This window comes from Streptomyces subrutilus, from assembly GCF_001746425.1.
Lineage (GTDB): Bacteria > Actinomycetota > Actinomycetes > Streptomycetales > Streptomycetaceae > Streptomyces > Streptomyces subrutilus_A.
This window is the reverse complement of sequence record NZ_MEHK01000002.1, coordinates 497,228-522,036: the sequence shown is the minus strand read 5'-3', so window position 1 is coordinate 522,036 and position 24,809 is coordinate 497,228. Positions and strand designations below refer to the sequence as shown.

Genomic DNA, 24,809 nt, shown 5'->3' with positions numbered 1-24,809 from the left:
GCGAACCAATCAGGACAAGGTGTGTCCACCTGACCTGCCAATCCTCAGAGATTTTCTGAAAAATGGCTGTTCGCACGCATGATGGCTCGATTTCATCGATCGATTTGTCGCGATCCTTCGAGTTAGTTCCTGGGAATATCGGATTCCACATTTGCTATCACGCGCGGCCTGGCCAGTGGGCTGTTAGCGTGCACGCCGAGTTGCCGAAAACGATCACACTGGGGAGTTCCCGTGGGGGGAATATCACGAAGAATGCGACCGGTCCGTCGGCCGGTCGCACTGGCGGGACTGGTCGTCCTGGCCCTGACCGTCACAACCATCGGCGCAACGCCCGCGTCGGCTGCGCACGCGGGCGCGGCACCGACCGCCCAGACGCCGCCGGAACGGCCGACGACCGAGCGGGAACGCGCGGAGAACACCGCGCTGGCCGAGGCCAAGCGCACCGGGAAGCCCGTTCCAGTACCGCTGGCGACGACCGAGACGGACACCTTGGTGGCCAACCCGGACGGCTCGCTGGGCCTGACGCGGAGCGTCGCTCCGCTGCGCATCAAGCGCGACGGCACATGGGCCGACCTGGACGCCACCCTGGTCAAGGCAGCCGACGGCACGCTCCGCCCGAAGGCCACGGTGAGCGGCCTGACCCTGTCCGGTGGCGGCACCACGCCGCTCGCCATGTTGGACCAGGACGGCAAACAGCTCGTGCTGAGCTGGCCCGAGCCACTTCCCGCACCCGTGCTGGATGGCGCGAGCGCCGTCTACCGCGAGGTCGTGCCGGGCACGGATCTGAAGGTGACGGCCGACGAGGGCGGCGGTATTTCCCAGATTCTCGTCGTGAAGTCCGCCGAGGCTGCCAAGCACCCGAAGCTCGCGAAGCTGACCACGGGCCTGAAGGGACAGGGCGTCACCGTCTCCGCCGACGCCAACGGCAACCTGAAGGCCACCGACACATCAGGTCGTACGGTCTTCCACGCTCCGACCCCGACCATGTGGGACTCCACCGCCCCCGCCCCCGTGCCGCTCGCCAAACCATCGAGCACCACCGCCGCGTTCTCCCAGACGGCGATCGGATCCGAGAGCATGGACGACGAGCCGGTCAAGTCCCTCTCGGACAGCGACGGCCCGGGCGACTCCGCCAAGGTCATCCGGCTCCAGGCGGACCTGGGCAAGGACTCCCTGGCCCTCACCCCGGACCAGTCCTTCCTGGCGGACCCCTCCACCGCCTACCCGGTCTACATCGACCCCGCCTGGACGCCCGACAGCCGCGGCACCCAGCACTGGGCCTGGGTCCAGGAGGCCTACCCGGACACCGTCAGCTACGACGACTACAGCGACACCTACGATCCCGGCGTCGGCTACCAGCGCTGGCGCACCAGGACGGGCCTGGAGCGGTACTACGTCCAACTGGACACCGGCGACCTCGGTGACAAGAGCATCAAGAAGGCGTCGTTCAACGCAACGCAGTCCTACGCGGCTGACGCCACCTGCTCCAACAGCTACAACGTAGACCTGCACTCCACCACGGACTTGCTCACCGACATCTCCTGGAACAGGCAACCGCGGGACTGGGAGGTGCTGCGCACGACCTCGATGAACAGCGCTGGCGGCTCCGGCTGCCCCGGCTCGACCACGCGCGGCGAGTGGGACGTACGCGACCACCTGGCGGGCAACGCCTGGCGCGGCAACGTCACGTACGCCCTCTTCGCGTCGAACGAGTCGAAGACGAGCGGCAACAACTCCTTCAAGCGCTTCACGCGGGACAAGAGCAAGCTGCCCTTCTTCTACATCGAGTACAACCGGCGTCCGTACGACCCGTGGGAGCTCAACACGAGCCCCGCCCCGCAGAACCCGAACGGGAACGGCTGCGGCTGGGTCGGCGCCACCAACTACGCCGGCCTCACCATCGGCGCCTGGATCGGCGACCCCGACGGCCAGGTGAACGACGCCATCTTCGAAGTCGTCGACACCGCCGGCGGCACCGTGGCGTACAGCAGCGGCTGGATCGGGGCAGCGAACGGAACCCACTGGGTTTCCGCCCACCCCACCAACCTCGCGGACGGCCGCACCTATTCGTGGCGCGTTACGGGCGGCGACGGCGACATGATGTCCGCCAACTGGGTCAGCGGATGCACGTTCTCGCTTGATACCCAGCCGCCGTCCGTCCCGGTCGTCACCTCCGGCGAGTACCCACCGTCCGGCACCCTGCCGGGCTCCACCAAGCACATCGGCCAGCCCGGAACGTTCAAGGTCAAGGCCACCGACGCCCTCAGCGGGGTGCTGTACTACGAGTGGGCCTTCAACTCAGCCATCCCAGTGGGCGGCGCCACCCGCGTTAACGCGGCCGCAGACGGCAGCGCCGCCATCCCGCTAACTCCGACGACCTGGGGCACCAACGTCCTGCGCGTCCAGTCCGTGGACCGCGCCGGCAACCGCTCACAGCAGCAGACATACACCTTCTACGTCCCCGACAATCCGAACGCCAAGACCACCCTCGGCGACATCACCGGCGACGAACGCGTCGACTTCGTCGCCCCCACGGCCAACGGCGACCTCGTGGTCTACCCGACCGCCATCGATCCCGCCGCCGGCGGCGTGATCGCCTCCAACGTGGCCAACAGCCCCGGCGGCAAGGGATGGGGCAGCGGCACCCTGACCACCCACCGCGGCGGCAACGGCATCCGCATCGACGACCTGTGGACCTACCGCGACGGACAGCTCAAGCTCTACCGCAACTCCCTCACCCAGGGCGGACTCGCAGCCAACGGCGGCCTCTACTACCACGCCTCCAAAGCCCTAACCGTCCAGCGACCCTACGTCGACGACTGCACCGTCGCAGCCACGGGCCAGCCCTGCGGGAGCGAATACGCTGAGAACTGGACCCGGGTCAAGCAGATCCTCGCCGTCGGCGACGCCCTGCCAGAAGCGGGCGCCACACCTCGCAATGACCTGCTCACCGTGGAGAACGACGGCACGAACAGCTCGCTGGTGCTCTTGCAGGGCACCAGCGCGGACGGCGAACTACGCGATCCCGTCGTGCTCGTCCTCAGCCCATCCGGCTGGGACAACCTGACCCTTATCGCCCCCGGTGACGCCACCGGTGACGGTCTCCCTGATCTCTGGGCACGCGACAACACCACCGGCGACATCTACCAGTACGCCAACATCGCCGGAAACCCGGCGGCCCTGGGCGACCACACCAAACGCACCAAGATCGGCTCCGGCGTCAAGGCGGCCACGCACCCCGTCATCGGCTCCTCCGGCGACACCAGCGCCGACGGCATCGCTGACCTGTGGGCCCTGGACAGCCTGCACCGCCTGCGTACCTGGGACGGCGTCGCCACCTCCGGAAAGGTCACCGGATTCCGCTCCGGCCACACCATGGGCGACGCCCGCATCTCCACCGCCCACTGGAAGCTGAACGAAGGCTCGGGCAGCACCGCCGTCGACCTGCGCGGCAGCAACAACGCCACCCTCAGTGCCACCGGTGCCACCAGGGGCGACGACACCGTGGCAGGCGCCACCACCAAGGTCGTCGCCCTCAACGGAACCAGCGGAACCGTCACCGCCACCAAGCCCGGCGTCGACACCACCCGCAGCTTCACCGTCTCCGCCTGGGCCAAGTCCGCCCTGCCCACCGGCGTCGTCCTCAGCCAGGACGGAGCGCACTCCAGCGACTTCATGCTCTGGCACGACCAAGACGGCACCTGGCGGTTCGCAATGTCCAAGAGGGACGACGCCGGCTGGGACTACGACCAGACCATCGTCATGAACGACGCCGTCAAAGCCCAGCTCAACGTCTGGACCCAACTCACCGCCACCTACGACGACCGAACCGGCCTGATCGCCCTCTACGTCAACGGCACCCTCGCCGGCACCGGCCACCACACCAAAGCCAACACATGGAACGCCACCGGCCCCCTGGTCATGGGTCGCTACAAGACGGCGAGCAAGCCCGCTGCGTACTTCAAGGGCAGCATCAGCAACGTCTCCGTCTACAACCACTCCACCGTCCCCTCGGCAACCAGCACCACCCTGGTCTCAGCCGTCAGCAGCACCAAGTGCGTGGACGACGACTTCGGACGCACGGACGAAGGCACACGCATCCAGATCTGGGACTGCAACACCACACCAGGCACCTCGCAACTGTTCAACATCCGCGAGAACGGTGAAATGCGCGTCGTCGGCAAATGCGTGACCGCCACCGGCGGAGGCACCGCGAACCGCACCCTCATCCAGCTCAACACCTGCAACAGCGCCGGAAGCCAGCAATGGCTTCCCACCGCCACCCACGGCTTCTACAACCCACAATCCGGCCGCTGCCTCGACCTACCGTACGGACGCCTCGACAACGGCAACCAACTCGAACTGTTCGACTGCGCCAGCGGCAACAACCAACGCTGGCACGCCCCCGGCCTCGCCACACCTCTGGGAGCCACCGGCTGACGACAGCCACCTGTCCACCGGCCCGCCACCTCCGAAACCCCGGAGGTGGCGGGCCCCACGCTATCCAGGGTGAGAGCCTTACGCGTTTGTGACAGCCCGGGCAACCGTGATCCGATCATTTCGCCTTGCACGCCCCGCATCCCGCCCCCACTCCCGCACGCCAGGAGGACCCTCGCGGCAACGCGGGAGCCGCAGGACGCCGTCAGGCGGCACCTCAGCTTGTCGTTTTCATGAGGCCGGCATTCGTCAGGTCGACCACACGATCCTGGCCAGGGCGGGATTAGGCGAGCCGCGAACCGAGCCGGAACCTCAAGTCTCCCGCCGCCCTGCGGACCTCCTCGGGTTGTCCGTCATCATCGAGTAGCCCGAGGAGCATCACCAGGGCCCGCCCCTCGTCCGCGCTGATGAGCTTCAGCCGCGGCTCTGTCGCAGAATCGACAAGCACGTCCAACAGATCAAGGGCCTCGTCCATGCCGGGATCAACGCCGAGGCCGCTCAGAACGTCACCGACGCCAGGACAACAGGGGACCGTTCCAGGGAGCGCGCACTTCGGCAAGGCGGCGCTCCTGCACTGCGGCGTCGTCCGTGGTGACATCCACCACGGCCTCGATAAATTCCCACGTGAGGCCTCTACCCGCGAGGTGCTCATAGGTTGCGGTGCGTCGCGGCGGCTCGGCGTCACTGAAGTGCTCCGAGGTAAACCGGTCAATCAAGGTGGGCACAGAACAGCTGGCCTTGTCGAGCCAAGACCGCAACAGTCTGGCCACTTCGTTGTGCGCGGCACTCGGTCCTGATAACGCCCCCCATCTCGTACCTGCCCCGGTCACTGCTTGCCTTCCTCCCCGCCCGCATCAACATCGAGGGCCATGTTGCCGTGCCAGAGCCCCATCCGGGCTCATCCGCCGGACGACCCCGGACTGCTGGCCGACCCGCTGCCCCCGGACGAAGCTGAGCTCCTCCATCAGCCAAGCTGCACAAGGAAGATCCCATATGACATCGCTCGACCATGAACCATCACGGGCACCTTCGAACGGCGCGGAGAAGGCCGTGCGATGGGTGACCGCGCTGACTCTGCTGGCTACGGCCATGGCCGTAGCCGCGCTCGCCCTCACCAACAACGTCGACTATCTCGGCACGGTCCTCGGTATCGGCGTCGCGGCGGCCGCCGGCGAAGGAACCGTGCACATCTGCATCCACCTTCGCCGCTGACCACGCTCTCGCTCGTCGATGACGACGGACACCGCCCCCTCCGGAGGCGCTTCGACGGTGGCGAAGACGGTTCCCTAGTCGGCCGTGATCAGGAAGCCGGGGCCGTCGAGCGAAGCGCGGTCGGGCTAGTGCTGTGACCGGGAGGGTGCACCGGGTCGCGGCCCCCGGCACGGCACCTCGCCGCGTTGTCGGGCCACGCGAGTACGTCCGGTACGAGCCGTGGCCCTCCGCCTTGCGATGCACCGCACCGGACGCCGCGACCCGGCAAACCTTCCCGGCCACAGCACTAGTAGTGCTTGGTCAGGTTGGTATCGCCATGGGTATGTCGCGGTGACAGGTGGGGCAGGCGCCGGTCCAGACCGCGAGGAGTAACTGCATCTCGCGGACGACCTGGTAGAGGCTCAGGCCGGCGCCGTCTCTTTTGGGGTCCGGGCCAGTCGCTGGAGGGTGCAGAAGGCGTGGGCGGCGGAGACGAGGGTGACGTGGTGATGCCAGCCGTTCCAGGTGCGGCCCTCAAAGTGGGCCAGGCCCAGGGCCTGCTTCATCTCGCGGTAGTCGTGCTCGATGCGCCAGCGGAGCTTGGCCAGCCGCACCAGCGTGGTGAGTGGAGTGTCGTCGGGCAGGCTGGAGAGCCAGAACTGCACCGGCTCCGGCTCGGTGGCGGGCCATTCGGCCAGCAGCCAGCACGCGGGCAACTCGGCTCCCTCGACGGCCTTGCGGATCTCGCGTCCGGCGGGCCTGATCCGCAGTGCCACGAACCGCGAGTACATCCGCTTGAACCCGCTGCGGCCGCTGCCTGGGCGGGAGCCCTCCCGCCACTGCACCGGCCGGGCCGCCTGCTTCCCCGCAGCGATGACCAGCTCCTTCACGCTCCTTGGCGCCTTGGGGTAAGCCGGCTGGGGCGGGCGCCCGCGGCCGCTGTGGGGCGGGATGTGAAGCGTCGCGTCGTGTGGGTGGGCCGTGACGGTGGTCGAGCTGCCCACCACGTAGTGCAGCCCGCGTTCCTCCAGGCCGAGCCGGAAGGCCGCGGTGTCCCCGTAGCCGCCGTCGGCCACAACCAGGGGCACATCGACGCCCCAGGACCGGGTCTCGTCGATCATGTCCAGGGCCGACTGCCACTTCTCGACATGGCCCATATCCGGCGGGATGCCGCACCGCTCGCGGCGGGCCACCTTGCCCGGGTCGGCCTGCGGCGAGCCGGGATCCCAGCTCTTGGGCAGGAACAAGCGCCAGTCGATCGCCGCCGAGGCGGTGTCCGAGGCCAGGTGCAAGGACACACCTGCCTGGCAGTTGGTGACCTTGCCGGCGGTGCCGGTGTACTGCCGCGACACACAGGCCGAGGCGTCGCCGTCCTTGAGGAAGCCTGTGTCATCGATGATCAGCGCGGTCGGGTTGATCGCTGGAGCCATCTTCCATGCGAGTTCGGGCTCGGACATGCGCCGCCTCCCACGGGCTGGTGGTGATGAAGTGGGCCAAGGCCTGCCGGTTGCCGTCCTCACCCAGCCGGGCGGCCATCGGTTCCACCGATTTACGCTGCCCGTCCAGCAGCAGTCCGCGCAGATAGACCCCACCCCACCGACGCTGATCGGCCCGCGCGAACGGCTCGAACACATCCGCCGCGAAGTCCTCCAGCTGGCACCGGACTTCATCCAACTCCCCAGGTGTCACACCCGGTCAACGACGCAGCCCCTCAACCGGACACGCCACCGACGAATGAACCTGACCAAGCACTACTAGGTGTTCTCTCCAGGGAGGTTGTGGACGGGTGACGCAGGTCTCGGCTGAGACTTCTTGAACGAGTGAGGGCCTTCCGGGTTCGGTGTGGATTGCGACGTCTACACCGACCGAAAGGCCCTCGTGCCCCACCGTATGCACCCCTGACCGAGACCGGACGTCTGCGGCTGGCCCGCTGTGTGGTCGAGCACGGCTGGACCTACCGCCGGGCAGCTGAACGCTTCCAGGTCTCGCCCACCACCGCCCAGCGGTGGGCGGACCGGTACCGGATGCTCGGCGAGGCCGGGATGGCCGACCGGTCCTCCCGCCCGCACCACAGCCCCCGCCGGACCCCCACGCGCACCGAACGCCGGATCATCAAGATCCGTCCTGCGACGCTGGGGACCGGCCCGCATCTCCGGACTCCTGCGCATACCGGCCTCGACCGTGCACCGCGTCCTGACCCGCTACCGGATCGCCCGCCTCACCCACCTGGACCGGGCCACCGGCACCGTCATACGCCGCTACGAACGCGAGAAGCCCGGCGAACTGGTCCACGTGGACATCAAGAAGCTCGGCAGCATCCCCGACGGCGGCGGCCACAAGGTCCTCGGTCGCCCGGCGGGCCGCAAGAAGAAGTCCGGCGCCGGCTACCAGTACATCCACACCGCCGTCGACGACCACTCCCGCCTCGCCTACTCGGAGATCCACGCCGACGAGAAGAAAGAGACCGCCACCGGTTTCTGGGAACGGGCACATGCCTACTTCACCAGCGTCGGGATCACCGTCGAACGCGTCCTGACCGACAACGGCTCCTGCTACAAGTCCCACCTCTGGCGCAACACGCTGGCCGCAGCCGGGATCACCCACAAGCGAACCCGGCCCTACCGGTCCAAAAGGGTGCGGTTGAGGCGTTCGACCTTGCCGTTGGTCTGGGGCTTATGACGGAGGATGCAAGGCCGGGGCCGACCGCGACCGCTAGCTCTGGGTGAAGTAGCCGAGCAGGTCGGTGATCACGTGGTTGCTGCCGCCCCAGCTGTTGAAGACGCTGACCTTGCCGTCTGCGACTGGGGTCATGACGTGGTTCGGGACGGTGAGACCCGGCAGGGTGTTGAGGCTGCTTGCGCTCGTGCGCGGAGTGCCGAACGCGTGGACGGTCAGGAAGCCGGGGGCGATGGACTCGGTCGCGGTCACGTTCAGGGCCGCACCGATGGCGTTGGCCGGCAGGCCGCTCACCGTGGTCGTGGCGCCTGGGGCGACCTTGCCCGTGGTGCGGGTGTCGGCCAGGCGCTTGGGCACCACCGGGGTGAACAAAGCGTTGCCGTCCTTGCCGTAGTAGCCGACGGCGTCGACGACCAGGTGGGTGGAACCGGAGTTGGTGAACAGGGTGATGGTGCCGTTCGGCCCGACCGGGACGATCGCCTGGTTGGATTTGTCCTTGCCCGGCTCCACGTTCAGGTTCGAGGTCGTCGGGCGCTTCGCCGGGTCCGGGTAGGCGATGACGTGCGCCTGCTCGGTCGCACCGGTACCGGTCAGGTTCAGGGCAACCGCCGTGGCGTCGGCCGGGATGCCGTTCACACCGGCGACCTTGACCGTGCGGGTCTGGCCGCCGCCCAGCGCGCCACCGGTCGTGCGGGTGTCGACGACGCGGGTCGGGGTGACCGGGCTGAAGCGCTGCCCGACGTTGGGCTGGTAGTAGCCGACGAAGTCGACGATGAGCGCGGCCCTGCCGGAGTTGAGCTGCGCGGAGACCGTGCCGTAGGCGCCGATCGGGACGGTGACGGTGTTGGAGGAGGTGCCGCCCGCCTTGATGTTGACGTTCGAGGTGACCGGGCGCGGCTGGCCCGAGGGCCAGACGCTGAGGTGGGTGTCCTCGGTGGCACCGGTGACAGTCACGTTGAGGACCGCCACCGCCATGCCTCCGGAAAGCCGGTGACCCGGTACGGCGGGACCGGCGGGCAGGGTCACAAGGGTGGCCGTCCCGCCCTGGACGGGCGTGTTGGTGGTACGGGTGTCCAGCAGGCGGAACGGTTCGGTCGCCACGTAGCCCGACGGGGTGTAGTCGACCTTCACGCTGCGCTTGGCCGTGGACTTCGCGCCCTTGGCGTCCTGCATGGTGACGGTCACGTCGTAGGTGCCGGGCATCTTGTAGGTGTGCTCGAGGTCGCCCAGGTTGTCGATGTGTCCTTGGGTGCCGTCACCGAAGTCCACGTCCGTGCTCGTCACCGGCCACGGAGCCGCGGTGTCGTCGGTGTCGACGGAGACGGTCAGCGGAGCACGGCGGGTGAACGGGTCGGAGGAGGTCGGCAGGAGGGGTGTGACAGTGAAAGCCGTGGTCAGCGGACCAGGCGCGGTCACCTTGGCCGGCTGGTCGAAGGAGGAGACCTTCTCTCCGACACCGTTGACCGCCGTCACTTTGGCCACGCAGGCGCACGGCGAGCTGTAGACGTGCTCGGCGGTGGTCGCCTTGGTGACGACCGGGGCCGTGCCGTCGCCGAAGTCGTAGTGGTAGGTGAGCCCCGTGGGCCAGCGGCCGTCCGGAACGGCCGTCGCCTTCACCGTGGTGCCGGCGGGAGCCCACGCCGGATCGATGCTCAGCGTGACGCCCTTCAGGACGTCCTGGGTCTCGAAGGCACCGCGGTCGATGTAACCGCCGTCCTTGCCCGTGTTGGCCACGCGCGGATCGTCCGCCGTCGGCCTCCCATAGGTGTCGGTGGGCAGTACGCCCGGTGCCGTCGGGTCGCCGGAGTCGATGGTGGGAGACCCGTCCTTCGCCCCCACCTTGCTGTAGTCCGGGGCCAGGATGTCGTGCGCGCCCTGTCCTGTGGCGGCCGCGAACGCCGCCGGGGTCTGGTAACCGGTACCGCCCCACGTGTAGGGAGTCGACTTGAGCTCGGGCCCGGTGATCAGGTTGTAGTCAGCGCGGGTACCCGCCGTCGCGCTCGCCGCCACTTCGATGCCCTTGCGGGGTTCGGCGGATGCGCAGTCAGTGGGCCAGGTGAAGAGCACGTTGTTGAAAACTGCGGAACCGGACGAGGCGGCGCCACGGACCGAGATGGTCGTACCGCAACCGCTGACGAGTGTGTTGTTGGTGACGGCGGTTTCCGGGGCGTCGATCACGTCGACACCCCTCTCGAAACCGATGTCGAGCTGGTTTCGGCTGAGCACGGTGCCCCGCGCTCCGCCCTCGACACGGACACCGAGTAGACGGCTCCGGACGGCTCGCACGCCCACACTTCCCTCGCCGATCACCAGCCCGGCCGAGGCGCCGTTCGAGACGTAGACCCGGTCCAGCTCGACATCCGTCGAGCGGCGGACGTCAACGCCGCCATAGCTGTGCAACCCTCGCACCGCCACATGGGAGGCGCCACTGATGGTCAGGCTCCTGCCGAACTCCAGGTACGCCGCTGAGGAGAAGTCCTCCGTGTCGGCGGTGAAGGTGATCGGCTTGCCCGGCTCCCCGGACCGGTCGATGACGACGTTCTCGTCATAATGCCCCCACGTCTTGATCCGCACGGTCTGACCGGGCTTGACGATCTTCGCTGCCGCCGAAATCGTGCAGAAGGGAACCGCCTGCGAACCGGCCCCCGTGTCGGTGCAGTTCGAGGTGCCCTCATTGTTCACATAGAGGGTGCTCGGCGTATCGACGGCTGTCGCAGCCGGAACGCTAAGAAGAGTGACGAGACCTGCGGTCAACAGGACCGTCGCACGAGTGGGACGCACGGAAACCCTTCGGGCAAGCATGCGAAATGCATGCAATACGGTGCGGCGCCGCGCGACTGTGATTCTCCTGCCCCCCAGTGGCAGTCGGCGCACACGGATCCGCAGAAACGTTTCGACGATAAACCATCTCCCCTACCGGCTGATCCCCGGCCCACCACTGGCCCGATGGCGAAGGCGGCCTGCTGGACGGCACCGCAGGCTTGAAGGCCGGCTCGATGGACCAGCGGATCGACGGCGCGGGCTTGGCAGTCGCGGGGTGGCCTGATGAAGGAGTCACCCGCCGTCGCGGTCGTCGCCAGCGCGGCCACGGCGATCGCTGCGCCGATGGGGGCTTCTGCCGGTTCGGCCGCGCCGTCACCGCCACCAAGCTCGCCTGGATGGCGGTACGGCTCCCCCGGGCGACGACGTCGGTGTCCGGGAGGGCCGGAAGCGCAAACCCCACGAAACCAGACGCCAGGTTAAGGATGCCTCTCGGGAAGGCGTTGGGGTCTGGAGTCGTCTCAAAGCTGGCGGGACGGTTCAATGTCTGGGTGGTGAACTGGGCACAGATATACGACTGTCACTCTGACGTGGATCGCGTCCCCGCGCTTCTCGCTCAGGTGGAGCGTAAGTACGACTCGGAAGCGTGGATGGAGCTGGGACACCGGCTGATCCTCGAGCATGACCTGGTGTCGCCGGCCGGCATCGCTGCCCTGCCCCTGCTGGTGCGCCTCGCATCGGGGGGGAGGGAGGCGCGGCACCTGGCCGGCGAGATCATGGAGCGTGCGGCAAGCCACCACGGCAGCGACGAACTGCTGGCTGAGAGTGCCGACGTGATCGCCGAGTTCGGCGCCCTCCTGGACCGGCACCTGCAGTCGCGGCCATCCGATTACCTGGTTACCTTCCGCGCACTGCTCGCGGTCGAGGAGCAGTACCACTGGGCCAACGTCCTGGGGGACTTCGCGGACGACTTCTACGACCTGCAATGCCCTCACTGCGGTGTAGAGGTGACCATCGCCATCGGCGACTACGGCCGCTACTCGGCGATCCGAGACTGGAACCTGGGCGACGTGGACCGGCGTGACCTACGGCCGAGGCCCCGCGAGGAGCTCACGGGCGTGGGCCGCTGGATGTACGAGATCGCTGTCCGCGATGAGGAAGTCGCACTCGCTGAGGGGATCGCCCATCTCTTCGGCAAGGCCGAGTGCCCGCGATGTGCCAGCGTCTTCACCATCGCGGACGAGTACGAGGCCGCAAACTGCCCAGTTCTGCGCTAGCGCCATACTGCATTGCCTCTGCGCCCCCACCGGAACTCGCTAAAGCGGCTTTCCTTCTCACGCCGCCTGCAAGACCTGGATGACCGAGGCCCGCAACGATCAATGCCCGGACGGTGATCGTCTGTCCGCGAGCGCGCGCTGGCGTGCCTGGATGTAGGCGGTCCAGTTGCTTGCGGCTCGGGCGGCGCCAGTGCAGCGCGGTGATACGTGGAGCCCGAGGAGCGGGGCCAAGGACCGCGGGCGGCATCTCCTCGGTAAGCTGGACCAGGGCGGTCGCGCGGGAGCCGCCCCCCACCACCGGGCCGACGAGGGAGAGCGTGCAGAGGTACCCCTTGACCGCCGTCTGACAGTAGCCCGTCGCGGAGCAAGTCAAGAGGCGATGCGGCGTTTGACGGCCGTGTGGTCGACCTGGTCAAGGGGGGTCGGGGCAACCACGCAACATCAATGCTGCTCGGACGGGACGTCCATACACCTCAGGACGCGTATCGGTTGACCTCCGTGATGCGGCAGGTGATCTTGGCTGTGACCTGATCCAGGCTCTGAGCCGTCACCGCCGACTGCTGTCCCGGCGCTACCCCGTTCGTCACGCCATACGCCTCGCTCAACCGCTTACCAGCCCCGTCGACGAACTCAACCTGCACGGTGTAGTTACTGGCCTTACTGGACCGATTGGTGACCAGCAGCTCGGCATGGGGCCACTTGGTGAAGGAATCCACGTCGCATGCCGTGATCTTCACATCGCCCCGCGGACCGCTCTCCTCCTGAGGCCGTCCCGAAGGCGCTGCGGACTGCCCGTCCGGGCTCGACGGGGCTCGTCGCGGATCGGCGTCCCCTCCTCCGGTGACGAGCAAGCCCGCAATCGCCAACACCACGACCAAGACGATCGCGCCTAGACATGAGAATCCGATGATCTTCCCAGCGTTACCCTTACGCGTAGGAGGCGGCCCCCACTGCTGCGGATAGCCGCCCGGCTGTGACTGCTGGCCCCAACCGGACGGCGGTTCTTGATTCGACATGGATCCAGCGTCCGCCCCGACGGTCCCGGACGCATCCGGGCAGTTCCGCGCGAAGGACGTCCCCTCCATCAGGAAGATCAACCCTGCGTCCTGCTGTCCTGACGTCGCCTTGCCCTTCGACATCAAATCCCGCACCTGAACGTGATCCGGGGCGGAAATGATCAACAGCCTCACCGGACCGAGGTCAGGGAGAAACGCAGGGACGCACCGGGTGGGCGCGCCCCATCGTCCCCGTCGGTATCGTCCACTCCCGCGCCATGTTCACCCCTGGCGGACTGCACTGGGTGAGTGGATGCCAATCGCGATGAGGTCCACTGCCAGCCTCCGGCTCTTGGTCGTCGTGCTTGGGATGGCGGACGCGGACCTGAACTGCGGGCATCGCCGCCTGCTGGTGCCGGGCGACGTCGTACGCCCGGCCCCGCACGGCCGTGGCGGTGGTGGTGTGCAGCTGCGCCCGGTGCGGCGCATTTCCCCCTTGGCATGATGGGTTGATGATCAATCCGATAGGCCCCGTGGTGCCGCCTGGCCGTATGAAGCAGACACGGCAGCCCGACATTGCGCTCTCCGGGGGCATGCATCTGCGCCCCTGGCGGGAAAGCGACGCACAGGTCCTGGTGCAGTCGTGCATCGACCCGGACATCCAGCACTGGAACCGACCCGATCGGCTGACCACCGACACGGCCCGGGAGAAGATTGCGCGCTGGAAGTTGCGGTGGCAGAACGAGGAGGCTGCCCTCTGGGCCATCGCTCCCGCGGACGACGATGTCCCTGTCGGACTGATCGGCCTCGCCGACCTGGACCTGCGAGGCGGCAGCGGCGAGTTCGTCTACTGGCTGTTGCCTGCCGGCCGCGGGCGCGGAGCCATGGTCAACGCCACTCTTGCCGTCAGCCAATGGGCCTTCGACACTCTCGGACTGCATCGCCTGCGTATCACACACTCCGTGGCCAACACGGCCTCCTGCAGGGTTGCCACCCAAGCCGGATTCCGCTTGGAAGGGACGATGCGCAGCGCACTCCTCCACTCCGACGGCTGGCACGACGAACACCTCCACGCGCGCATCCGAGACGACACCGGACCATCCTGACCCAGTGGAGCTGCCCTACGGTCTGCCCGCGCCCAAGCCCAACGCGAACACCGCCGACGTCGGAAGGCGGCCATCGCCCGGCCCGACACCGACGTGCCCGGCCACGAACGAGCCTCACGGGAAGCAGGCGGCAGAGAGACCCACGGATGATCCGCCTCCACCAGCACCAGGTCGACCAGAAGTCAGCGTTCCGGAAGTGGGTGAGATCCCCTGCAAGGTCAGCTGTTCCCCCGCAGGGAGCCCGGGGAACGATCGTGTCCGCGACCGGGTCCGGCAAGACGATCACGGCCGCCGCGAGCGCGCTGGAGTGCTTCCCCGGCGGCCGGATCCTCGTCACCGTCCCCACCTTGGACCTGCTCGCACAGACCGCCCAGGCATGGCGGCTGGTGGGCCACCGGGCCCCGATGGTCGCGGTGTGCTCGCTGGAGAACGACCCGGTGCTGAACGAACTGGGGGTGCGCACCACCACGAACCTGATCCAGCTCGCCCTGTGGGCCGGGACGGGGCCTGTCGTGGTGTTCGCCACGTACGCCTCCCTGGTGGACCGCGAGGATCTTGATGCACCCGAGGGTCAGCGGAAGGTCCGCGGGCCCCTGGAGGCCGCTCTGGCGGGCGGGGAACGCCTTTACGGACAGCAGATGGCGGGCTTCGACCTCGCGATCGTCGACGAGGCCCACGGCACCGCCGGCGACCTCGGACGGCCCTGGGCCGCCATCCACGACAACAGCCGAATCCCGGCAGACTTCCGCCTCTACCTCACCGCCACCCCTCGGATCCTGGCCGCCGCCCGGCCGCAGAAGGGCGCCGAGGGCGAGGAGCTGGAGATCGCGAGCATGGCCGACGACCCGGACGGCACCTACGGCGCGTGGCTCGCCGAGCTCGGACTGTCCGAGGCGATCGAGCGCGGCATCCTCGCCGGGTTCGAGATCGACGTCCTGGAGATCCGCGGCCCCTCCCCCGTCCTGGGCGAGTCGGAGGAAGCGCAGCGGGGCCGGCGCCTGGCACTGCTGCAGGCCGCCCGCCTGGAGCACGCCGCGGCATACAACCTGCGTACGGTCATGACGTTCCACCAGAAGGTGGAGGAGGCGGCCGCGTTCGCGGAGAAGCTGCCGGAGACGGCGGCGGAGCTGTACGTCACCGACGCGTCAGATGCCGATCTGGCGGCCGCGGAGAGGCTGCCAAGGTCGTCGATCGAGGCGGAGTTCTACGAGTTGGAGAGCGGCCGACACGTCCCGCCGGACCGGGTGTGGTCGGCCTGGCTGTGCGGCGACCATCTCGTCACCGAGCGCCGCGAGGTCCTGCGCCAGTTCGCCAACGGCATCGACGCGAACAACCGGCGCGTGCACCGGGCGTTCCTCTCCTCCGTACGCGTCCTCGGTGAGGGGGTCGACATCACCGGCGAGCGGGGCGTCGAGGCGATCTGCTTCGCCGACACCCGCGGCTCCCAGGTCGAGATCGTCCAGAACATCGGCCGTGCGCTCCGGCTCAACCGCGACGGCTCCACGAAGATCGCGCGGATCATCGTGCCGGTGTTCCTGGAGCCGGGCGAGGACCCGACCGACATGGTGGCCTCCGCGAGCTTCCGCCCTCTTGTAGCGGTCCTCCAGGGCCTGCGCAGTCACGATGAGCGCCTGGTGGAGCAGCTCGCCTCCCGCGCCCTCACGAGCGGGAAGCGCAAGGTCCACCTGCGCCGCGACGAGGACGGGCAGATCGTCGGAGCTGGCAGGGAGGGCGAGGACCAGAAGGACGGCGCCGACGCGGCAGCGGAGTCCACGCTGCTGCACTTCTCCAGCCCGCGGGACGCCGCCATGATCGCCGCGTTCCTGCGCACCCGGGTGTACCGTCCCGAGTCCCTGGTGTGGCTGGAGGGCTACCAGGCACTGATCCGGTGGCGGGCCGAGAACGACATCACCGGCCTCTACGCCGTCCCGTACGACACCGAGACCGAGGTCGGCGTCACGAAGGCGTTCCCGCTCGGCCGGTGGGTCCCCAACAGCGCAAGGCCCTGCGCGCCGGAGAACTCGAGGACCGGCGCAAGACCCTGCTGGACGCGCCGGAGGCCGGGATGGTGTGGGAGCCCGGCGAGGAGGCGTGGGAGGCCAAGCTCGCCGCCCTCCGGTCGTACCGCCGGGCCACCGGGCACCTGGCACCCCGGCAGGACGCCGTCTGGGGCGAGGACGACGAGATGGTGCCCATCGGCCAGTACATGGCCAACCTCCGCAGGAAGGGCGCGAAGACCGGTCTCGGGAAGGACGAGGACACCGCGGCAACCCGAGCCGCGCAGCTCGCCGCGATCGACAAGGACTGGAACTGCCCCTGGCCCCTGGACTGGCAGCGGCACTGCCGCGTCCTGGCCGACCTGGTCGACGCCGACGGACAGCTGCCCGACATCGCCCCCGGCGTGCTCATGGATGGCGACGACATCGGACGGTGGCTCCAGCAGCAGAAGCAGCCGGCTACCTGGGCGCGGCTGCTGCCCGAGCAGCAAGAGCGGCTGACCGCGCTGGGCGTGGAACCCGCCCAGGCGCCGCCACCGGCCCCGGCAGCCGACCGTGCGGCGAAGGGGCCGAGCAAGGCGCAGCAGGCGTTCCAGCGGGGCCTGGCAGCCCTCACGCAGTGGGTGGAGCGGGAAGGCGCCCACCGGCCGGTTCCCCGCGCCCACGGCGAGGAGATCGCGGTCGAGGGCGAGGCGGAGCCGGTGATCGTGAAGCTCGGCGTGTGGGTCTCCAACACCAAGAGCCGACGCGACAAGCTCACCGCCGACCAGCTCGCCGCCCTCGCGAAGCTGGGCGTCGACTGGGCTTGACCCAGTTCGGCGCTGAGCCGGAGTGCACGAGACCCCGGGGCCGCGATGGTCTCGGGGTCTCGTGCGTCTGGACGCTGCAACACGGTGGTGCAACAGCGGTCCTGGACGGAGCTCAGTTGCTGTCACCGCAGGTCAGAGGTGCAACGCGGATCGCGTGTTGCAGCAGCAGCCCGAAGGCCGGCTACCGGCGGCGCGGGATGGTCACCTGGGCCTCCGCCAGAACGATGCCGGTCACCGGGTCCCGGTCCACAGGAACGTACAGGCCCCAGTCGGCGTCGCCAGCGGTGAGCCAGTCGCCGTGCCACGGGGCGTCGGTGGTTTCCAGCACGCGGCCGGCGAGCGGGCCGCCCAGGAGTCGGACGATCACAGCAGTACCTCCATTCCGGCGGGACCTTCTCCCGCCTTCACCCGTTAGCTGGACTCGGCGGCAGAACGACAGCACTGGAGCGCTCGGGGGAAATGGATCCCTCGTGATGTGGACGCTGCCGGAGCCGATGCTGACCGTTGCCGTCCCGGCCTGTGATCTGCGGCCGGGCTGGGCCGGGGAGCCGAAGTGGGACGGGTTCCGAGCTCTGCTCTCAGTCGACGCGGGCCGGGTAGTGCTGCGTTCGAGGCGCGGCTCTGAGATGGCCCTGGCGTTTCCGGAGATCGCGGCCGGGGCCGCGCAGCTGCCAGATGCGACCGCGCTGGATGGCGAGCTGGTCGTCTGGGACGCCGCGGGGCGGCTGACGTTCGAGCGGCTGCAGGACCGGCTGGCCCGGCGTGGCGCTGGTGCGGCTCGGGCCGCGGGCGAGTGGCCGGCGCACTTCGTCGCGTTCGACGTGGTGCGGCTGTCTGGAACGGATACCACCTCGTGGCCGTACCGGCAGCGCAGGGCAGCGCTGGAGTCCGTGTTCGCCGAACGGCGGCTGACGGCGCCGTGGGTGCTGTGTCCGTCGACCACCGAGGCGGAGACGGTGCGCGAGTGGCTGACGTGGGCGTCGGTCGGGATGGAAGGCGTGGTCTTCAAGCGGCTGGACGAGCCCTATCGTCCTGCCGTGCGGGGCTGGCAGAAGTACAAGACGCGCGAGACGACGGAGGCGGTCGTCGGCGCGTTCAGCGGCCCTGCGGCCGCTCCTCGGACGCTGCTGCTGGGCAGGTACGACGACGAGGGGCACTTTCAGTACATCGGCCGCACCACCACTCTCGCCGGGGCAACTGGTACGGCTCTCGCGGGGCAGTTGCACCGGTCCCGGCGCGGCCACCCATGGACGGGCTGGTCTTTCTCCGCCTGGGGAAGCAGCGAGAAGCTGTCCGTCACGCTGGTGGAGCCCGAGCTGGTGGTGGAGGTCGGTATCGACGTCGCCCGCGATGCCTCCGGTCGCTGGCGCCACGCTGCGCGCTGGCACCGGGCGCGCCCCGACCTTTCCCCCGCCGACGCCCCCCGCTGGTGAGAGGGCGAAGGCCGCTGCGGTGACGGTGTCCCGCTGTCAGCCTTGGGCTGCCAGCGGCACTTGGGACGGACCGGCGGGTGAGCGTTCGAGGAGCGCGGCGAAGAAGTCGGCAAGGAGGGGTTGGGCGCGGTCGCGGTCGCGGAGTTCGTCGTGGCCGAACCGGAAGACCTCGTAGCCGCGGAACTTCAGGGCGCGGTCGCCGGCCATGGTCGCGGCGTACTTCGTGCTGTCGGGTTCGTACTTCGTGCTGTCGGGCTCGGTTCCTGCGTTGCGGGTGTAGTGCTGCATGCCGTCGACCTCCAGGACCACGCGCCGGTTTCCGGGGAGCAGCATGAGGAAGTCCATGCGCAGGTTCTGCATGGCCTGCGGCCCGCGTTCGCGGAGGGTCTTGGGGTCCCAGTGGAGCCAGATCTCCGGCAGGAGGGCGGGGACGTCGTTCAGGTGGTCCCGGTGGGCGTGGTGGTAGTGCCAGAACAGGTTCTTCTGCCCTGGGGAGTTTGGGGGCAGGGAAGCCTCCATGCGGCTGTAGAGGGACCGGGCCGCCTGCTCGTGGTCGGTGATGTTCCGGGTCTCCTGCCACCAGGAGAGGAGGTGCTTCCAGAGCAGTCCCTCTTTGCCGACGGGGTGGTCGTAGACCAGCACCTTGTCGTCGCGTTGGGCGACCTCGATGTCGTTGTCGAGGGCGCTGGTGAAGCGGATGTCGGGCTTGCCCAGGGTGGCGAAGATGAGGTTGCGCGGCCGGCGCGCGGTGCCGCGGCCGTGCTGGACCAGGTGGAACCGGGGGTAGCCGTCGGCCTCTCCATCCTGGCTCAGGATGGCGCCGGCCGGTTGTAGATGCCGGTTGGCGAGCTCGACGAAGCGGCGCTGGGCTTGCTCGTCGGGAAGGACGGCGGCGGAGGCCAGCCCTTCAAGGAAGACGCCGAAGCGTGGGTGAGGGGCTTCGAAGGCGCCGAGCTGCTCGAAGAACTCCTCGGTTGACCAGTCGCCCGGGAACCTGACGACGTGGCGGTTGATCTGGTCGCGGAGGCTGCTGGTCGAGGTGACCCACCCGCTCATCGGGTCGTTGTCCAGGTGCCACAGGCGGCCCAGCAGTGCCATGAAGCGGTCCGGGTAGCCGAGGTGGTCGGAGAGGTCGAAGTCCCTGGCGAGCTCGCGCCGCGTCCGGCTCGGGATCTGCACGTGGTGGCGGCCGAGCCACAGAACGTTTTGCAGCGCCATCTTCTGGGCCTGGCCCAGCTCCTCCTGCTCGAGAACGGCGTCGGCGACGTCCGGCAGCCGGTCGTCGGGGCAGGCGTTCAGGCTGGCGACCAAGCGCTCGTGCTTGGTGCTTCCCTCATCGGGTGGGGGAAGGCCGAGACGCTGGCACAAGGCCGGGAGCTCCTTGTGCCCGTAGCGCGTGTACAGCGTGGCGAGCACGCCGTCGATCAGCCTCCGCAACAGCGCCATGTCCATCCGTTCCCCCATCCTCTGATGATGGGCGACGCCCCGACGCCATTCCACCCTGCCCGTTCAATCTCCTGCGGCGCCAGCCCCCGGACACGGGACAGACCTCTTCCTCCGGCTATCGCGGACAAAGAGGTGTCGTTTTCCGAAGGGGGCTTGCCCACGACATCTGACCTGCACGAATGCAAGATCACCAGATTCGGGGGGTCCCACTCACGGTCACACCTGCGGTCCCCCGCCTAGTACACCCGTGCAGACACCCCTCCAGCCCCCTTCCGGTGCAACCCTCATGGGCGTGCCCTTGACCGTCGGGATCTTCGGAAAGTCATGGCTGGTGACTACGTTGCGCCGATAGGGTCGCCCGGCACAAAGGGGGTTGCTGATGAGCAACAAGGTCGTGACTCTGCCGGAGATCCCGAAGGCCGGCGAGGACCTCGAGGACTACATCGCCGCACTGTTCCAGGCGTCCGGTCACTTCGTGGAGAAACAGATCATCGAGAGGGACCCGGCCGACATCCTCGAGCTCGACATCTTCGCGACCTACTACGGACCGGACGAGGCCCTGCGGCGGCTGATCGAGGTCAAGGGCGGGCGATGGGGCTTCACGGACCTGTTCAAGGTGGTCGGGTGGATGCAGTACCTGGACCTTGAACATGGGGCCTTCTTCATGACCCAGTGGGATGACCGGGAGTCCGCTACGCGGAAGATGAAGCCCCTGGGCCTGGACGTCGTGTGCTTCGACGACTTCGAAGCCGCTCCGCAGCTGTTCACGGACAAGGGGTATGGCTCCTTCGCGCAGCCGCGGCTCATCCATCTGTGGCGGCACTCGTACGGAGTCGAGCGCAAGTTCGTCAAGCTCATCCACCAGCAGGAGCGCGCCGGGCACGAAGGGGCCAAGGCCGCGAAGACCTACCACCGTCAGATCAACAACGGCACGTTCTTCGCCAGGGCCCCGGAGGAGTCGCTGGCGCTGCTCTACGAGGCGTACGGGGACCACCCCAAGCTGACCCTGGGCTACGCCCGCGAGCTCGACGGAGAGGGGTTCGACCCGCACACGCCCACCAGTGACAGCCCGAGTTACCAGGTGATGCTCCGGAACGGCAGCCACCCTGAGCTCCAGGCGTGCATGTACCTGGAGCACCGGGCCCGGCTCGCCATCCTCAAGGCCGCCGTGGACTACGCGCTCGCGCATCCTGACGGCCCACCCGAGTTCCGCACGTCGGAGGACGGGAAGTCCTTCTTCTTTCAGGGGCTGACCTACCACGTCCTGCCGGGAACGTTCCACGACGGCATCGCGTGGCTGCGGGAGCAGCCGAACTTCGCGCGGTACGCGACCTTCTGGCAGCAGTTCCTCTGGGGATGGGGAGGGTTCTACCTCGAGGACAGGACGGGGGAGGAGTTCGAGTGGATGGCGGAGTACTCCGGCATCCCTGCCGACGAGATCCCCACAGCCCTCGAAGCCTTCGACCGCTTCTTCCCGATCTCAAACGGCTGGCTCACCACGCCGGGTCCCACCGACATCCACATGCTCAAGATGGTTCCGATGATCTTCCAGGGCATCGGCGCCCACCAGCGCCGCATCCAGTACAAGCTGGGCAAGAATCTGTCCGAGCTACAGCCGACCTCCCGGTACACGGCCTCCGACCTCGGGAAGCGCATCAGCTGCGCGGTCGACTTCCTGCTGTAGGCGTAGCACCGGCCTGCGCTTCCCTCCACCGGGCGGATACCTGGCCGCCTCGGAGTACGTTCGGGGTGCGGGGTGCGGCCCTGGCCACCAGGGCCGCGACGGGGGCCGCACCCCGACACCACGCGAGCGTCCTGCCGGATGCTGATGCACGGAGCCAGGCTCCAATCCCTCGTGCGGGTGGAGCCAAGGCCGCCGGCGAACCGCCCCAGTTTTCACCGACGTCGCAGCGGTCATGAAACCGATCGACGAGCAGCACATCGCGGAGCCCGGCCTGGTGGTCCTGGACATCACCGGCGGGGACGAGGACACCGTCCAGGCCGTCATGGCCGCGCTGGAGGGGCTCTGGGCAACCTCGGGAATCGGCCCGATGCGCCGGGACCCCGGCGAGCCCGGAGTACGGGCCCGGATCTACGCCGACGTCCTGCGCCCTGGACGGGAAGCCCCATAGCCATAGGCCCTCTGGGCAAGCCGCCCTCGCGGAGGGCTTGCCCAGGGGCGCGTCAGGCTTGCCCGGCTTCCGACTCCCACAACGGGCGGGCACGGCCGGTCCCGTCGCAGTGGAAGCACCGGCCGCCCCCGGGCGTGCTGCGGGCCCCGATGGTGTCGACGGCCTGGCGCAGGAGCCGGGTGAGGCCGTGGACGTGGGCCGGGTGCAGGGCGAGTTCGTGGCGCTTGCCCACCATGACCTCCAGCGCGACTCCGGGCCCGGCGTAGCCCAGTTCCGCGGTGACGCCGTGGGTGACCGTGCGGATGAGGTCGTGGAGGTGGCCCATCGTCTCCATCCCGGGCAACTCCACCCGCGCGGTGAACAGGACCTCGTCCGGCTCGGTGAGGGACAGCAGCGCCTCCGGCCGCTCGAACGGCACGAGGCGGCCGACCGGGTCGCGGTGTCCGGCGTGAAGGCGCGCCAGGGCCAGCCACATGTCGCCCGCATCGCTCTGCCCGAGCACGGCCGGGATCTCTTGCTTGTTTCGTCTCATGGCTCCGGTGTACGACCGGCGAGGAGGCGTCGGCCGGCTCCGGGCCTCCGCGTCCCAGACGGTGACGCCACGACCTCGGGAGCCGTCCCGCAGTGTGATCCGGACGCTGGGCAAGCCCTCCGAGTCGAGGGCTTGCCCAGCAGGGCCCGTGACCGATCGGCAGGCCGGCTGTGACCGATCCGCCTCCCGCGATCGGTCAACCAGCACGTCAGCGCCGTGACCGGTCCATGCAACCCCCAGCCGAGACGGTGACCGGTCATCGGTCACCCGTGTCCCGTGCCACCGAACCTGGACCGGATGCCATCGAAGTTGCCGAACGCAGTTCGTGACAATGAAGATGGACCACCACAGTTCAAGGCGGGTGCGCCACTGGTGACGAGGACGATCCAGCGGCTGCTCCGACCGAGATGGTTGTCCTCTGGCAGGCGATCTTGACCGATTGACACGCGACTTTGACCGGGTCCGCTTCCATGGACGGCCTGATGGCTCAGTCGGTGTGGCTGTCCGGCAGGGGCCACGGCCCCTCGAAGGCCGGCCCGCAGTCATCGGGCAGGTTGGCCACCACCAACGCGGCCGCCTCCTGCGGCATGAGCCCCTCGCCCAGGACCGACGAGTACAGGGGTCCGTACACATTGCATGCCGTGCTGCCGCCTGCGATGAACGGCAGGTCGTTGCTCCACGGGAACTGCGAGTTCCGGTGAAAGGTGAGGCACCCGTGGCTCGGGAACGGGAACAGGACCCGCAGGCGCGGCTCGGCGTAGGCGGCCTCCATCACCGCCGGATCGCCCCGCCGCACGGTCGGGTCGCCTTCCAGCATCAACCGCCAGGTCTTCTCAACAGTCGTCTCCTCAGCCATCCGGTGATGATGACGCACAGGCCCCGGCCAGGCGACTTGCTTCTGGCTCCTCCCTCGAAACCGGTCAAGATCGCTTGGCAATCGGTCAAGATCACCTGTCAGAGGACAATGGTCGACGCTGGCCGTGCGCTGGCTGCTGTCCGACGCGGCCAGCCGGCCGTCGATCAAGCCCTAGAGCCCGATGCCGCCGACGACTCGTCAGCGTTAGTTTCTATCGGCTGCTCCACCAGGCTGCCCCTGTACCGGTAGCTGCGGATAGCAGTGTGATCAGCCACACCGGTACACGCTGAACAGTCAGGTGCAGACCGCCACAGCGGAACTCGAAGTACGGACGCTGCTTGTTGTCCGCGGTGCGGGTCGTGGGCATGGCTTGCGGTCCTCTCGTAGTTCTGCCAGTCACATCGGCGTACACGTCTATGACTCCTGTCGCGCGCCGTTGCGCGACATAACTGGACACCTTGCTCATGCGCCAGGGACGAGCGGGCCCGCCGATGCCCCCTTTAAGCCCTGTATGCAGGGTCTCCAGCAGCTTGCCGTTGACGTCGTTGCGGACGGCGACCTGCGGGTGGATGACCACGTGGATGCCGCGGTCCTGGCGGGTCAGCTCGTTGGTGACCGAGTCGACCAGGAAGGGCATGTCGTCGGTGAGTACCTCGAAGACCGTGTAGCCGTAGGACCGCTCGTTCTTCTCGACGGGTGTGATCCGACGATCCTCCCCCACCGGAGAGCGACGGATGCGAGGCGGACGTACACAGGCATGGGCAGTAGCGGCGGTGGTCGAAGGCCGCGACGCGGCGGATGTGAACGGAGAGCATAGGTCCCCTGTGTACGGGGAGCTTGCCGCCGCGAGCGCCGGCCTCGGGGCAACGAAAGACCGGCGCCAGCTCCAGGGCGCCCTCAGCAGCGTCAGGCGGTCAAGATCACCTGTCAGAGGACATCCGGGGCCGACTGAGCGCCGCTCCACCACTTCGACGGAGGTTCCTGCAGCGCGCTGACCTGCGGCGGTGCATCTTCGCTGACACAAACCGTGCAGTGGTCCAACTTCGATAGCATTCGGTCCAGGTTCGGTGGCACGGGACAACCGTCATCGGTCAGCCAGCCCCTCGCCGGGAAGACCAGGGTGGCCGTGACCGATGCCGCCTGCCCGCAGTGCCTCCGGGCA

The 24,809-nt window shown here is 68.4% G+C and carries 14 protein-coding genes and 4 pseudogenes; 9 read left to right on the top strand and 9 right to left on the bottom strand.

All coding sequences use genetic code 11. The features are described from left to right. Positions 1-252: 252 nt before the first annotated feature. Positions 253-4,440: a LamG domain-containing protein gene (locus BGK67_RS35310; protein WP_069924618.1), complete on the top strand. Its 4,188-nt coding sequence runs from the start codon at positions 253-255 to the stop codon at positions 4,438-4,440. A gap of 280 nt (positions 4,441-4,720) precedes the next feature. On the opposite strand, the gene BGK67_RS35305 is transcribed toward BGK67_RS35310, so the two are convergent. Continuing rightward, complete coding sequence (locus BGK67_RS35305) at positions 4,721-4,912, bottom strand: hypothetical protein (protein ID WP_069924617.1); 192 nt, start codon at positions 4,910-4,912, stop codon at positions 4,721-4,723. A gap of 518 nt (positions 4,913-5,430) precedes the next feature. On the opposite strand from BGK67_RS35305, the gene BGK67_RS38505 reads away from it, so the two are divergent. Further along, positions 5,431-5,649, top strand: coding sequence for a hypothetical protein (locus BGK67_RS38505; RefSeq protein ID WP_141754175.1), 219 nt, complete (start codon positions 5,431-5,433; stop codon positions 5,647-5,649). Between the two features lie 401 nt (positions 5,650-6,050). On the opposite strand, the pseudogene BGK67_RS35295 reads toward BGK67_RS38505, so the two are convergent. After that, positions 6,051-7,317 (bottom strand): annotated as a pseudogene (locus BGK67_RS35295) (IS701 family transposase). A gap of 158 nt (positions 7,318-7,475) precedes the next feature. On the opposite strand from BGK67_RS35295, the pseudogene BGK67_RS35290 reads away from it, so the two are divergent. Then, a pseudogene (locus BGK67_RS35290) lies at positions 7,476-8,253 on the top strand (IS481 family transposase); the annotation flags it as partial. Between the two features lie 87 nt (positions 8,254-8,340). On the opposite strand, the gene BGK67_RS35285 reads toward BGK67_RS35290, so the two are convergent. Next, the gene (locus BGK67_RS35285; RefSeq protein ID WP_069924615.1) at positions 8,341-10,986 is read right to left on the bottom strand and encodes a right-handed parallel beta-helix repeat-containing protein; all 2,646 of its coding nucleotides are present in this window, start codon (positions 10,984-10,986) and stop codon (positions 8,341-8,343) included. Positions 10,987-11,300: 314 nt separating this feature from the next. On the opposite strand from BGK67_RS35285, the gene BGK67_RS35280 reads away from it, so the two are divergent. Then, entirely contained in the window at positions 11,301-12,341 is a 1,041-nt protein-coding gene (locus tag BGK67_RS35280; RefSeq protein ID WP_141754174.1) for a hypothetical protein, read from the top strand. Positions 12,342-12,814: 473 nt separating this feature from the next. Here the strand turns inward: BGK67_RS35280 and BGK67_RS38500 are convergent, their stop codons facing one another. After that, positions 12,815-13,531: a hypothetical protein gene (locus BGK67_RS38500; protein ID WP_141754173.1), complete on the bottom strand. Its 717-nt coding sequence runs from the start codon at positions 13,529-13,531 to the stop codon at positions 12,815-12,817. A gap of 317 nt (positions 13,532-13,848) precedes the next feature. Here BGK67_RS38500 and BGK67_RS35270 point away from each other — a divergent pair, with 317 nt between their 5' ends. Both BGK67_RS35270 and BGK67_RS35265 read left to right on the top strand, forming a co-directional pair. Then, complete coding sequence (locus BGK67_RS35270; RefSeq protein WP_069924612.1) at positions 13,849-14,442, top strand: GNAT family N-acetyltransferase; 594 nt, start codon at positions 13,849-13,851, stop codon at positions 14,440-14,442. 146 nt (positions 14,443-14,588) lie between these two features. After that, positions 14,589-17,248 (top strand): annotated as a pseudogene (locus BGK67_RS35265) (Helicase associated domain protein). A gap of 181 nt (positions 17,249-17,429) precedes the next feature. Here BGK67_RS35265 and BGK67_RS35260 read toward each other — a convergent pair. Next, positions 17,430-17,615, bottom strand: a complete 186-nt coding sequence (locus BGK67_RS35260) for a hypothetical protein (RefSeq protein WP_069924611.1) — start codon at positions 17,613-17,615, stop codon at positions 17,430-17,432. Between the two features lie 106 nt (positions 17,616-17,721). On the opposite strand from BGK67_RS35260, the gene BGK67_RS35255 reads away from it, so the two are divergent. After that, complete coding sequence (locus tag BGK67_RS35255) at positions 17,722-18,681, top strand: ATP-dependent DNA ligase (protein ID WP_069924610.1); 960 nt, start codon at positions 17,722-17,724, stop codon at positions 18,679-18,681. Between the two features lie 36 nt (positions 18,682-18,717). On the opposite strand, the gene BGK67_RS35250 is transcribed toward BGK67_RS35255, so the two are convergent. Beyond that, positions 18,718-20,145 carry an AbiJ-related protein gene (locus BGK67_RS35250; RefSeq protein WP_079154773.1) on the bottom strand — a complete coding sequence of 476 codons (1,428 nt, stop codon included), beginning with the start codon at positions 20,143-20,145 and terminating at the stop codon, positions 18,718-18,720. A gap of 361 nt (positions 20,146-20,506) precedes the next feature. Here BGK67_RS35250 and BGK67_RS35245 point away from each other — a divergent pair, with 361 nt between their 5' ends. Then, positions 20,507-21,811 carry a hypothetical protein gene (locus tag BGK67_RS35245; protein WP_069924608.1) on the top strand — a complete coding sequence of 435 codons (1,305 nt, stop codon included), beginning with the start codon at positions 20,507-20,509 and terminating at the stop codon, positions 21,809-21,811. A gap of 232 nt (positions 21,812-22,043) precedes the next feature. After that, the gene (locus tag BGK67_RS35240) at positions 22,044-22,259 is read left to right on the top strand and encodes a DUF6207 family protein (protein ID WP_069924607.1); all 216 of its coding nucleotides are present in this window, start codon (positions 22,044-22,046) and stop codon (positions 22,257-22,259) included. Between the two features lie 52 nt (positions 22,260-22,311). On the opposite strand, the gene BGK67_RS35235 is transcribed toward BGK67_RS35240, so the two are convergent. The 3 genes and pseudogenes from BGK67_RS35235 to BGK67_RS41080 all read right to left on the bottom strand — a co-directional run. Next, positions 22,312-22,791, bottom strand: a complete 480-nt coding sequence (locus tag BGK67_RS35235) for a hypothetical protein (protein WP_069924606.1) — start codon at positions 22,789-22,791, stop codon at positions 22,312-22,314. Positions 22,792-23,278: 487 nt separating this feature from the next. Continuing rightward, the gene (locus BGK67_RS35230) at positions 23,279-23,647 is read right to left on the bottom strand and encodes a DUF6193 family natural product biosynthesis protein (protein WP_069924704.1); all 369 of its coding nucleotides are present in this window, start codon (positions 23,645-23,647) and stop codon (positions 23,279-23,281) included. A gap of 508 nt (positions 23,648-24,155) precedes the next feature. After that, a pseudogene (locus BGK67_RS41080) lies at positions 24,156-24,341 on the bottom strand (hypothetical protein); the annotation flags it as partial. Positions 24,342-24,809 lie beyond the last annotated feature (468 nt).

Excerpts from the sequence above, each read along its gene's own strand:
- BGK67_RS35310 (WP_069924618.1), top strand. The coding sequence starts at position 253 with ATGCGACCGGTCCGTCGGCCGGTCGCACTGGCGGGACTGGTCGTCCTG.
- BGK67_RS35305 (WP_069924617.1), bottom strand. The coding sequence starts at position 4,912 with ATGGACGAGGCCCTTGATCTGTTGGACGTGCTTGTCGATTCTGCGACA.
- BGK67_RS38505 (WP_141754175.1), top strand. The coding sequence starts at position 5,431 with ATGACATCGCTCGACCATGAACCATCACGGGCACCTTCGAACGGCGCG.
- BGK67_RS35280 (WP_141754174.1), top strand. The coding sequence starts at position 11,301 with ATGGACCAGCGGATCGACGGCGCGGGCTTGGCAGTCGCGGGGTGGCCT.
- BGK67_RS35270 (WP_069924612.1), top strand. The coding sequence starts at position 13,849 with ATGATCAATCCGATAGGCCCCGTGGTGCCGCCTGGCCGTATGAAGCAG.
- BGK67_RS35255 (WP_069924610.1), top strand. The coding sequence starts at position 17,722 with ATGTGGACGCTGCCGGAGCCGATGCTGACCGTTGCCGTCCCGGCCTGT.
- BGK67_RS35250 (WP_079154773.1), bottom strand. The coding sequence starts at position 20,145 with ATGGGGGAACGGATGGACATGGCGCTGTTGCGGAGGCTGATCGACGGC.
- BGK67_RS35245 (WP_069924608.1), top strand. The coding sequence starts at position 20,507 with ATGAGCAACAAGGTCGTGACTCTGCCGGAGATCCCGAAGGCCGGCGAG.
- BGK67_RS35240 (WP_069924607.1), top strand. The coding sequence starts at position 22,044 with ATGAAACCGATCGACGAGCAGCACATCGCGGAGCCCGGCCTGGTGGTC.
- BGK67_RS35235 (WP_069924606.1), bottom strand. The coding sequence starts at position 22,791 with ATGAGACGAAACAAGCAAGAGATCCCGGCCGTGCTCGGGCAGAGCGAT.
- BGK67_RS35230 (WP_069924704.1), bottom strand. The coding sequence starts at position 23,647 with ATGGCTGAGGAGACGACTGTTGAGAAGACCTGGCGGTTGATGCTGGAA.